Here is a 10,771-nt window from a genome sequence, read left to right as displayed (position 1 = left end):
TTCGATGCCGTGGCGGTCGTCTTGTCGGACAAGGGTGCAGCGCAGTTGAGCGGTGAGGCGGCAGCCATCCAGTTTGTCCACGACGCGTTCGGCCACCTCAAGATGCTCGCCCTGGATGATGGCGGCCGTGCTCTGTTCGATGCCGCCGGCCTGAAAGCCGATGAAGGGGTCGTTGCGGCCAAGGCGGTCGATGACTTTATAGAAGGGGCCAAGCGGCGCTACTTTGCACGCGAGGCAGCGGTCCGCATCCTGGCTTGACCCCGACGCCCGCCGCCAGCACCGCGGCTCTGACTAGCGTCCTTCCTCGACCGTATTGAGCCCTTCCCGGTGCTGGGTGCCCCACTCGCTGCGCCTCAGCAGGAAGTACAACCAGCCAAGTGCCGCGCCGCCATGACGCATCAACTGGAATGAAAATGGCTCCAGGATCGACGCGAGCAAGGCCATGCCAAAACTCGAGGTTTTGCTGTCGCCACTCCAGCGTCGGTACAAATGCACTGACCAGGCCTGAAACGCCAGATCGATGGCGATCTTGCCCAGGATGATGATCAACACCGGCAGCACGATGGCGAAATGGCCGCCAAAGAGAAAGGCGAGCAGCAGGAAAAAGGCAGTCAATCCATAGAGCGGCTGCACCGTATCGAAAGCCTTGACCGGCAGCATCAGCGTGCCGAGCAGGCCGTAACGCCGATTGCCGATCATGCTGCGATACCAGTACTGCGTCTGCAGAAAGCCGGCGAACCAGCGTCGCCGCTGACGCAGGAAGCTTGGCAACGTGCTTGGTGCATCAGTGCGCGCCCTGGCGCCGCCGATCACGCGTACATCCCAGTCCAGGCCGCGATCGAGGGCATAGCGACGCATCCGGTGGATCAGCTCATAGTCCTCGACCAGGCAATCCGGATCGAAGCCGCCGACGGTCAACATGGCGTCGCGTCTAAAGCACGCAAACGCACCGGAGACCAGAAGAAGACTATGCGCCCGCATCCACGCATAGCGGGAAATAAAGTTGCGGATGTATTCGTAGGTCTGGAACCACTCAAAGAACCGACCACTGGCCGTGCGACTGCACACCGGCGACAACAATCCTGCGGCGACCACCAGGTTTGGCGATACGGCAAACGCATGGGACATCGCCGCACACGCTTCCGTCTCAAGCAGCGTGTCCGCATCGACGGTCATCACCGTGTCGGTAGTCATCAAGGTGATCGCCGCGTTCAAGGCACGCGCCTTGCCACCGTGAGGCATGCGCAACCAGCGCAACGCGGGAAAGGACGGACTCGGCTCGCTCAGCTTGCCCTCGCCGGGGTCAACCAAGCCATAGCGTTCAGCCAGAAGTTCGGCGGTGCCATCGGTCGATCCGTCATCGGCAATCACAATCTGCGTTGGCACGCGGGTCTGGCCGAGCAACGCATTGAGTGTGATCGACAGCACTGCCGCTTCGTTATGCGCGGCAACCGCCACGCCTAGCGTCGGTGCGGGTCGACTGGCCGCAACAGCTGGCAACGGCTTGATCAGCGAGAATGATTTCCACGCTACGAAGGCAAGCAGCAGCGTGTCGTAAATGACATACGCAACACCGGTGGACCAGGCCATGACGCCATGCAGGAAAAACGCCTGCGCGAACAACACCACCCACAGCGCCATCACGCCACCGTGAATCAGCATGCTTATCAGGGGTGTGCGCACGGGCGAGATGCGCGGCGAGGTGAGCGCCCGCGCGCGATCAAGAACAGAAAGGGGCGCCTTCATCACGGCAGCATCCGTCCCAACACCGGACGGCGGTCGATCCACTGATGTTTGAGCGCGCCAAGAATGTGCAGCGCCAGCACCACATAAAGCGCATAACCGCACGCTGTATGCAGCGTGCCCAACTGCGTATGCAGTTGTTCTTGAAGGCCAGGATCAAGATGCATCAGAAAACCAATGCGCGGCCATGGCAGCAGGCCGAACAAATGCATCGGATGCGATGCGGCGGCGCTCCACGCCGAGTCGTGCGCCCATCCACTGAGTGGCAGCGCGAATATCAGCACGTAAAGCGCGATGTGTGCGGCGTGCGCCATGGCCTTTTCCCAGCCAGGAAACCCGCTCGGAAGCGGCGGCGGCCGGTGCATCAGCCGCCACAGCACGCGCAAGATGGCCAGCCCGAGCACCGTGATGCCGATGGACTTGTGCAGGTCAACCACGACGCGCACATCCGTATCGGACAGTATCGAGGCTGGCAGCAGACTGGCGCCCAGGCCAAGGGCGATATTGACGATGATCAACAGCGCGATCACCCAGTGCAGAAGCATGGCGATATGGGTATAGCGAACCGTGTCCTCAATCAACGCTTTGCCTGAAGGAACTTGCGTCGGTTTCGCGTGAGAGTTCGGTTCAATGGTTTGGGAAGCTTTCACGATGGTCTGCGATGAAAGCTGGTTGGTGCCAGAATAGACGCAGATGGTTGCATCCGCGGCGCTCCGCAAGCGACTCAGGGTAGGGGCGCCACGACGCGCAACGCGGTGCGGCCGCCGAGATTCTTCAGCGGGAAATATGCCCGATGCGTGGCCGGGTCGACTGCCACCACATGCGCGTTCGGGCCCAACGGGCCCTCGCCCCGTTTCTTCACAGTGCCCTGGCTTACCGCAAACACCGACACCGTGCCGGACTCGCTCGCGACGTAGACCCAGCCCAGTCCAGGGTCGTAGGCCAGAACATCTGGGTCGTCGCCCACCTCGAAAGATTGGATAACACGCCGCCGGACGAGATCCACGACCAGCAGCATGTGGTTGTCCTCGCAGGCGACGAAGGCCAATCGTGCTTCGGGCAGGATCTGCAGGCCGTGGTTGCCCTTGGCACCTGGCAAATCCATTCGGCTGACGACCGTGTCGCTGATGGGATCGATCTCGACCAGCTGCCGACGGGTCTGCACGTTGGCGAAGATGTGTTTCGACACCGGGTCGTATTGCGTGTTACCGACTTCGCCGCCGACCGGAATGGTCGCTACCGGTTGGTTTGTGCGGACGTCGATGACCGTTTCGGTAGCGCCGTGCTCGTCGGAAATGTAGAGCTTGTGCACTTCGGGCGCATAAGCCATGCCGTCGGGATAGCGTCCGGCGGGGGCACGAGCCACGATTTTCAGGCTGCCCTCATCGATAGCGACCACCTCATTCTTGCCCGTCGCCGTGGCGTAGACCCGATCAAGCTCGGGTACGACCAGCACGCCATGGACGTCGTCCACGTCCAGGATTCGCGTGACAACGCGCTGGGCGTGGGTATCGAACACGATCACGGCGCTGTCGCCCAGGTGCGCGATGAACAGCAAGTGCCGTGCAACGTCATAACTGGCGTAATCCATGCGTGTGGTCTCGCCACCGAGCGGCGCGTCGGCGACGACGGTCAAGGGCAGGGACCCGGAACTCTGCGGACTGGCGGCGCACCCGGTGCAAGCCAGGCCGGCCCATGCCCACAGCGCAAGAAAAAACGTAGCTCTCGCCATGGCTTAACTTCCCGTACCCGACGGATTGAAGAGCTTGTAGGATACATAACAGTGGCGTAGTGTTTGTTACATGAATGATGCCGTTCGCTGGATTATGCTGGTCAGCAGCCTTCCGGGGCAGACCCAGACCGCCCGTATGCGCGTCTGGCGTGCCCTCAAGGCGGCTGGTGCCGGTGCCCTGCGGGATGGTGTCTATATCCTGCCGTCCACGGACACGGCGCGCACTGTATTTGCCGAACAAGCCACCGAGGTGGTGGCCGCGAACGGCAGTGCGCAGATCATCGATTTCGATAGCCAGGACGAGATCCAACAAGCGACGCTGATGGCGCTCTTCGATCGCGGGAACGACTATCGCGAACTCTTCGACCAGCTGGGCGCCCTGAAGGCGAAAGTGCCGACCATGGAGGAACCCGCCGCCCGCCGGGAACTGGCCGTGCTGCGCCGTGACCTGGCCGCCGTAGTCGATATCGACTTCTTCCCAGGCCCGACGCGCGAGCAAGTGGAAAGTGCGCTGGCCGATGCCGAAGCCGCCTTGAATGCCCGGTTCTCGCCTGACGAACCGCATGCTATCCAGGGCGATGTTCCGTTGTGCGATCCCTCGGACTACCGCGATCGACTTTGGGCCACTCGCGCGCATTTGTGGATCGACCGTGTGGCCTCGGCATGGTTGATCGCGCGTTTCATCGACCACAAAGCAACCTTCCTCTGGCTGGCGCGCCCTCAAGATTGCCCCCGAAACGCCATCGGATTCGATTTCGACGGTGCCACCTTTACCCATCGCGGCGCGCGGGTGACGTTCGAAGTCCTCCTGGCCAGCTTCTCGCTCGGCGAGGATCGCGCATTGGCTCGACTCGGCAACATGGTCCATTACCTCGACGTCGGTGGCGTCCCCGTACCCGAGGCGGCAGGCTTCGCCGCGATCATGGCCGGTGCCCGCGCTACGCAGCCGGACGATGACGCGTTACTGCGCACGGTCGGGCCGGTCCTCGACAGCCTGTATGCCGCCTACACCCACGATTCCCGCTGAGCCGCGCTTGATGAATTTTTTCCGTCCCCAAGGAGATAACGCCATGAACGAAGCTTCCCGCCGCCAATTCCTGCAGACTGCCTCGGTCGCCGTGGCCGGCGCTGTGTTAGCCGGCACCAGCGTGGCCGCCGACCAAACCCGCGGCAGTGCAGGCGCACCAACGTCCGCCAGCCCCGCCTTCGCTCCGCGGCACGAGCCTAAGCCTTTGCCGTTCGACCCGACCAAGCTGCGCGGTATTTCCGAGAAGCTGATTCGCTCGCATTGGGAGAATAACTACGGCGGATCGGTGAAAGCCTTGAATACGGTCAAGCAGAAGCTCGCCCTGGCCCTGGCCGACAAGGAGACGCCGCCTTACGTCTATGACGATCTCAAGCGCGAACACCTGATGCGCACCGGCTCGGTGGTGTTCCACGAACTCTATTTTGAGAACCTTGGCGGCGACGGCCAGGCCGACGATTCGCTGCGCCGGGCCATCGGCGAGGCGTTCGGCAGCTTTGAGGCCTGGGAGGAGGAGTTCCGCAAGATGGGGGCCGGCCTGGGCGGCGGCTCGGGCTGGGTGATCCTCGGCTACAACCTGCACACCGGGCAGATCGAGAACTATTGGCTGTGGGACCACTTGCATGGCCCCGCCGCAACGTGGCCGCTGCTGGTCATGGACATGTATGAACATTCCTACCAAATGGATTACGGTGCGGCCGCGCCCAAATACGTCGATGCCTTCTTCCAGAATATCCGCTGGAGCGCGGTGGCGACGCGGCTGGCCAGTGCCCACCGCTTTGCCGAGGCAGCTAAAACCGCCTGAGCCAAAAACTGGCAAAATACGCGGCCTGCCATGTGCGATGCCACTTCTGCATCGCACACCGTGCTGCCTTCCTCGATACGGATCATGCTCTTGACCACTTCCACGCCACCGCCTGGTGACGCCGATACCGCACTGCTGCAGCGCCTACGCGCAGCCGCGCAGCTGCTTGAATCCGTTGCGGACAATCGACTATTGCTGGACAGCCTGCCGGCGGAAGACCGCCAGCGCCTGTATCAGGCAGTGGCGCAGGTCTATCACCCCGATCCGGGTGAGCGCCGGATCAAGCTGAAGGCTGCCCAGAAGGCGCGGCATGCGTCGAAAATCAAGGCTGAGGACACCGTACTTAACCAGACCGGTATCCGTGCACTGCGCCGCAAGCCGGTGTTCACCACACCGAATGTGTTTGCTCCGGAGGGTTTCGAGGCGAACGACATCACGCCCGATGCCGACGCCGCGCAGCCGCGTGAATTGATCGAGGCCAAGCACTGCTATGTGTGCAAGAAGAAATACTCGGCGATCCATTTTTTCTACGATCAGTTGTGCCCGGCGTGTGCTGCTTTCAACTACGCCAAGCGCACCGAACTGGTTGATCTGCGCGGCCGCGTCGCGCTGCTGACCGGTGGCCGCGTGAAAATCGGTTATCAAGCCGGCCTGAAGTTGCTGCGCGCCGGCGCGGAACTGATCGTCACCACGCGCTTCCCGCGCGACTCGGCGGCACGTTACGCCGGGGAACCGGACTTCGGCGAGTGGGGCCATCGCCTGCAAGTCTACGGACTGGACCTGCGCCACACGCCCAGCGTCGAAGCATTCTGCCAGGAACTGGTCGCCACGCGGCCGCGACTGGACTTCATCATCAACAACGCCTGCCAAACCGTGCGTCGTCCACCCGACTTCTACGCGCACATGATGGACGGCGAGACCGCAGCGCTGCACGACATGCCCGAACACGTGCGCAAGCTGGTCGGTCACTACGAGGGCCTGCGCGGCTCCAACATCCTGCCCGAAGCGGGTGTTCCGGCGCTGCCCGGTCTGACCCGCGCCGCCGAACTATCCCAGATGCCGTTGCTGCCCGATGAACTTGTGGCGCAGAGTCACCTCTTTCCCGAGGGCAGGCTCGACCAGGATCTGCAGCAGATTGACCTCCGCGAACGGAATTCCTGGCGGTTGCTGATGGCCGAGGTACCCTCGGTGGAATTGCTGGAAGTGCAACTGGTCAATGCCATTGCGCCGTTCATCATCAACGCACGACTGAAGCCGCTGATGCTGCGCACACCCGAGCGCGACAAGCACATCGTCAACGTGTCTGCGATGGAAGGCCAGTTCTACCGCAACTTCAAGACCACGCGCCACCCTCACACCAACATGGCGAAGGCTGCGCTCAACATGATGACGCGTACCTCGGCCACGGATTACCACAACGACGGCATCCACATGAACAGCGTGGACACTGGCTGGGTAACCGACGAGGATCCCGAGTTGGCAGCGAAAAAGGTGCTGGAAGAGCGTTTCCACCCACCGTTGGACATCGTTGACGGCGCTGCGCGTATCGTCGATCCGATCATCAGCGGCATCAACACCGGCGAACACGTGTGGGGGCAGTTCCTGAAGGATTATCGACCGACCGATTGGTAAGGTCGGTGCCTAGACATAGGCGAGCAGCCGCCCGCAGCAGATCACGCCCAGCCACAAGGCCAGCGACAGCAGCGCCTGCGCCTTGGCCAGCGCTGGTGCTGGCAGTCCCGTCTCCCATCCCGCGATGGAACGGTAGACGCCGACGTGAAACAGTAGCGCGTTGGCGCCGGCGGCCGCGATCAGGGTCAGCTTCAGGAGAAACACCGGATTGGCAAGGAAGGCTTGCGGCTGGGTGGAGAACATCATCAGCCCGGCGGGCACCACCAGCACCAGGCTCGCAAGCGACCAGGGCAGCAGGTGACGGCCCAACGTCGATACAGGCAGCGCGCGGCCCCAGCCGAGCACGCGCAAGTCGAACAGCGCGACTGCGCCGACCAGGATGCAGAAGCCGAAGATATGGACAATTTCGACGATCGGATAAAGCCACGGACTGTCGCGCATGGCCTGGGCCAGCGGCGTCGCCGCCAGCCAGCTGGCCACGCCGTCCCCCATCAGCGCAATTCCGTCGTCTTGTCGCCGATGGTGATGCGTTCGGCGCGCATCTCATCGCTCTTTGTCCGGTGCGGATAGCCGTAGACCACCGCATGTTGGCCGGGCTCCAGCATGCTCTTGACGAGTCCCCGGCTTTCCATGCGTGACGGCGGCGCCAGCACCACATCCCAGCTGCCTTTGTCCGTCTTCAGACGGACATGGCCGTGCGGTTGGGTGTAGCTCGAGGTCTCGATCGTTCCGGTGAGGTTCAAGGGTCGGCTCGCGTCGTACTCGGCCCAGCCGTGATGCGCCAGGACAGGGGTGGCCGTCAGGACGGCCAGCAATAACCAGCGTTTCATGACGATCTCCTGTTTTTCAGGGCACCCTGACTATACGCTCGCGCAGCCCGTCGGCAGAACTCAATACTTAGGTATTGACCTAAGTATAAGACCCTGACAGACTGCGGCCGTCGGACAAACTCCTCCAATAAGTGACCGATATGGCCATGGCCCAATCCGCCGTTGTCGACGACGTCTTTTATGCCCTGTCCAACACGACCCGGCGGCAGGTACTGGAGCAGCTTTTCAGTGGCCCGGCCTCCGTCAGTGAGTTGGCGGCGCCGTTCGACATGAAGCTCCCTTCGTTCGTGCAGCACCTATCCCTACTCGAGAAGAGCCGATTGGTGAAGTCGAAGAAGGAAGGGCGCGTCCGGACCTACGAGATCGCACCGGAAATGTTCAAGATCGCCGAGAACTGGCTCACCGAGCGGCGTCAGCTGTGGGAGTCCCGACTTGACCGGTTCGACGAATACGTCAAAAACCTCAAGGAATCGAAGTCATGAATAGCCAACTCACGCTTGATCCGAACCTGGATTTCACCATCGAGCGCTTCATTGATGCCCCCGCGCGGCTCGTCTGGGAAGCGTTGACGAAGCCGGAGCACCTGAAAGAGTGGTACATGCCCAAAGTTTGGGGACGCGTGGCACGCGCCGAGATGGACCTGCGCCCGGGCGGTGTCTTCAGCATCGACATCGCAACCAACGATGGCAAGGAATTTCCCAATCTCGGTTGTGTCCTGGAAGCTGTTCCCCAGGAGCGTCTGGTTTGGACCTCGATGCTATTCCCCGGCTATCGCCCGGCCGTCTTCGACGATGTACCCATTACGGCGATTTTCACGCTTGAAACCGAGGGGTCTGGAACCCGCTACCGCTTTACTGCGCTGCACAGGAATGAAGCCGACCGCAAAGCGAACAAAGAGTCCGGCTGGCAGGAGGGCACCGAGATTGCCATGGCCCAGTTGATCGCCCATGTGGAGTCGATGCGATAAGGGGTGCAGCATGCCGTCCTCGACGCCGCGCTCGACATGGGCATCGGCAAGTCCATGAGCGTTTCGGCGTTCGACAGTGATGCGTATGCACGGATGAGTGGCGCGATGGCCCGCGCCGACCTGTGAGGATCGCAACAAGGTCCAGGGGGAACTGACCGAACTCCATCGCCTTCATGCCGGCGAGCCCGCGCTCCATATGATGCCGGGCCATGACGCCGCGGCGATCGACTCGTTTGTGAAAAACGGACTGTTGGTAAAAGGGTTCTGAATCCCGTGCCCCGTGCTATGGCAGCGTCCGGCCCTGCACTCTATGATGCGACCACGAACCATTGCGCGCTCCATCAAGGGAACCCTTGATGAAATAGCCTGTCTACTAACGATGGCCGCAACACGCGCTGAGGGTATGCGTAAGTATTTGCGCGGGTAATTGGCTTGAATGAGGTTGTGTCATCGAACGTACGGAGCAGGGCCGAGATCACCAGACCTTGGGTCACAGGCGCTGGCGACAGCCGGTGCTGACGCGTCGGGCGAACGTGCTCGTGCTGGCTTTGGTATTGGCTCTGCACATGTTGTTCGCGTTGACGCTGTGGTCCCCGAAGCAGCCAGCACCTGTCGATAGCGAGCAGAAGCTGGTCGTGCGTCTGCTGGATGACACCAGCGCGCCGCGTACAGCGCCGCCGCCAGCGCCACCCACGCTACCCGAGTTGGTGTCGCCGCAGCGGGCGGCGGCAGCACGCCACGAGAAACCACGCCGTGATGCGATGGTCGTGCAAGATCATGAGGCGGCACCTGCGCCGGCGGCCTCCGTGGCCACACCGGCCGCCATCAGTTTGTTCAACAAGAATGGCTCGATACGTCTAGCTCCCGCGCCGACGAACACCTCGGCAGCAGTCGAGGCCAAACCGGTCAAGCCTGCGGACGATCGTCAGATCATGCAGCACGACAGCAACCGCATGCACTACAAGGCCACGCGTTTCGAGAAATATTTCCCGCCGCCGGACGAGACAGCCGGTGGTGCGGTGGGTCGCCATATAGGCGATGCGATCCATGAGATCGCCAAAAGCCTGTGCGATCCCGACAAACCCAGTACGGCTTCCACCATGCTGTGCGGCGCGCCTCCGCCGCCGGCCTCGCGCAAGAACTCCGACGCGCGCCTCAATCTACCGCCGCCGTCGCTGGTGGGCGACCCGACTCCGATCACGTTGCCACTGTCGACCTGCATCGCCGAGTACAAGGACGGCAAGCCACTGTCGGTTGGCTGCCCGATAAACACGCCTGACTTGGCCTTCAAGGCCGAAATGCGTGAATGCATCGATCTGTACCGCGCGGGCAGGCGCCTGAAGCCCTGGTGCCCAGCCGACACGCCCCAGCGCGCTGCCGCCGAGTAGTCCAACGCGACAGCGCGTCCTTCGATGGCTGCGGTAGCCGTAGGCCGCGATTGGCCCGGCGGCTAGAAGGCGTTATCAAGGGTAGGGCAGGGGCGGTTTTCGACCCGAAGCAGACATTCCTTAAGCGTCCCGACATTGTCGACACGTGCCATGGACCTCGAGCGCGCCGGAGGCCAGTTCGAATCCCAAGGCCTTCGCCTCGTCGCTGACCGTGGAGAAGTCCGGTCGCATATCTACCAGCGTGGCGGCCTGGCACCTATCGCAGATGAGGGCAGTCGGGGCTTCCGCACCATCGTCCAAACGCCAGACCACATAGGCGTGAATGGACGGAAGTCGATGGATGAACCCGTGCCGGTGAAGGAAATCCAATGAGCGATAGACTGCGGCCGGGGCAGCGTTCGGTGACGTCTGATGAAGGACTTTCGGCATAGGCACTCCACAAAATGGCTATGTTATAACATAGCTTCTCTAGACCCGGAACCGCGCATGAAAGTCAAGCCCCTCGCTCTTCGGATCGCCGCCCTTCTCGGCGCCTCGGTTATTCCCCATCTGGCCCTTGCAACCGACCAGCCCCAGCAGCCACCAGTGACCAACCTCTCTGGAGTGGACGTGGAGGCGCGCCTGGACGAGGCGCGCAATAGCCTGGCGCC

At 62.2% G+C, this 10,771-nt stretch carries 13 protein-coding genes; 8 read left to right on the top strand and 5 right to left on the bottom strand.

Annotated elements, in window-relative coordinates:
* The coding region (locus VK519_RS09275) for a type 1 glutamine amidotransferase family protein (protein ID WP_524538986.1) at nt 1–258 on the top strand (258 nt) is incomplete at its 5' end.
* A 33-nt stretch (nt 259–291) separates the two neighbouring features.
* Here the strand turns inward: VK519_RS09275 and VK519_RS09270 are convergent.
* From VK519_RS09270 to VK519_RS09260, 3 genes are all read right to left on the bottom strand, one after another.
* Nucleotides 292–1,746, bottom strand: a complete 1,455-nt coding sequence (locus VK519_RS09270; protein ID WP_324349253.1) for a glycosyltransferase family 2 protein — start codon at nt 1,744–1,746, stop codon at nt 292–294.
* Nucleotides 1,746–2,393 carry a cytochrome b gene (locus VK519_RS09265; RefSeq protein WP_324349252.1) on the bottom strand — a complete coding sequence of 216 codons (648 nt, stop codon included), beginning with the start codon at nt 2,391–2,393 and terminating at the stop codon, nt 1,746–1,748. The genes VK519_RS09270 and VK519_RS09265 overlap by 1 nt, the downstream gene beginning before the upstream one ends.
* Before the next feature lie 74 nt (nt 2,394–2,467).
* Entirely contained in the window at nt 2,468–3,379 is a 912-nt protein-coding gene (locus VK519_RS09260) for a YncE family protein (RefSeq protein ID WP_324349251.1), read from the bottom strand.
* A 166-nt stretch (nt 3,380–3,545) separates the two neighbouring features.
* On the opposite strand from VK519_RS09260, the gene VK519_RS09255 reads away from it, so the two are divergent.
* The 3 genes from VK519_RS09255 to VK519_RS09245 all read left to right on the top strand — a co-directional run bounded on the left by VK519_RS09255 (nt 3,546) and on the right by VK519_RS09245 (nt 6,936).
* Complete coding sequence (locus VK519_RS09255) at nt 3,546–4,502, top strand: chromate resistance protein ChrB domain-containing protein (RefSeq protein WP_324349249.1); 957 nt, start codon at nt 3,546–3,548, stop codon at nt 4,500–4,502.
* A 43-nt stretch (nt 4,503–4,545) separates the two neighbouring features.
* A complete protein-coding gene (locus VK519_RS09250; protein WP_324349247.1) occupies nt 4,546–5,304 on the top strand; it encodes a superoxide dismutase in 759 nt (252 codons plus the stop codon).
* A gap of 84 nt (nt 5,305–5,388) precedes the next feature.
* Nucleotides 5,389–6,936, top strand: a complete 1,548-nt coding sequence (locus VK519_RS09245) for an SDR family NAD(P)-dependent oxidoreductase (RefSeq protein ID WP_324349246.1) — start codon at nt 5,389–5,391, stop codon at nt 6,934–6,936.
* A gap of 9 nt (nt 6,937–6,945) precedes the next feature.
* Here the strand turns inward: VK519_RS09245 and VK519_RS09240 are convergent, their stop codons facing one another.
* Both VK519_RS09240 and VK519_RS09235 read right to left on the bottom strand, forming a co-directional pair.
* Nucleotides 6,946–7,416, bottom strand: a complete 471-nt coding sequence (locus VK519_RS09240) for a hypothetical protein (protein WP_324349244.1) — start codon at nt 7,414–7,416, stop codon at nt 6,946–6,948.
* 11 nt (nt 7,417–7,427) lie between these two features.
* Entirely contained in the window at nt 7,428–7,766 is a 339-nt protein-coding gene (locus tag VK519_RS09235) for a DUF6152 family protein (protein ID WP_324349242.1), read from the bottom strand.
* 146 nt (nt 7,767–7,912) lie between these two features.
* Between VK519_RS09235 and VK519_RS09230 the strand changes: the two genes are divergently transcribed.
* The 4 genes from VK519_RS09230 (at nt 7,913) to VK519_RS09215 (ending at nt 10,121) form a co-directional block, all read left to right on the top strand.
* Nucleotides 7,913–8,248: an ArsR/SmtB family transcription factor gene (locus VK519_RS09230; protein WP_324349240.1), complete on the top strand. Its 336-nt coding sequence runs from the start codon at nt 7,913–7,915 to the stop codon at nt 8,246–8,248.
* On the top strand, nt 8,245–8,733 hold the full coding sequence (locus tag VK519_RS09225) for an SRPBCC family protein (RefSeq protein WP_324349238.1): 489 nt from the start codon (nt 8,245–8,247) through the stop codon (nt 8,731–8,733). Before VK519_RS09230 ends, VK519_RS09225 begins: the two co-directional genes overlap by 4 nt.
* A 3-nt stretch (nt 8,734–8,736) precedes the next feature.
* Entirely contained in the window at nt 8,737–8,859 is a 123-nt protein-coding gene (locus tag VK519_RS09220; RefSeq protein WP_324349237.1) for a hypothetical protein, read from the top strand.
* A gap of 386 nt (nt 8,860–9,245) precedes the next feature.
* A complete protein-coding gene (locus VK519_RS09215; RefSeq protein ID WP_324349235.1) occupies nt 9,246–10,121 on the top strand; it encodes a hypothetical protein in 876 nt (291 codons plus the stop codon).
* Nucleotides 10,122–10,771: the final 650 nt, after the last annotated feature.

It is taken from the genome of Pinirhizobacter sp. (assembly GCF_035317885.1).
Classification (GTDB): Bacteria; Pseudomonadota; Gammaproteobacteria; order Xanthomonadales; family Rhodanobacteraceae; genus Pinirhizobacter.
The sequence above is the reverse complement of the archived record's forward strand: the minus strand, read 5'-3'. Positions and strand labels throughout refer to the sequence as shown.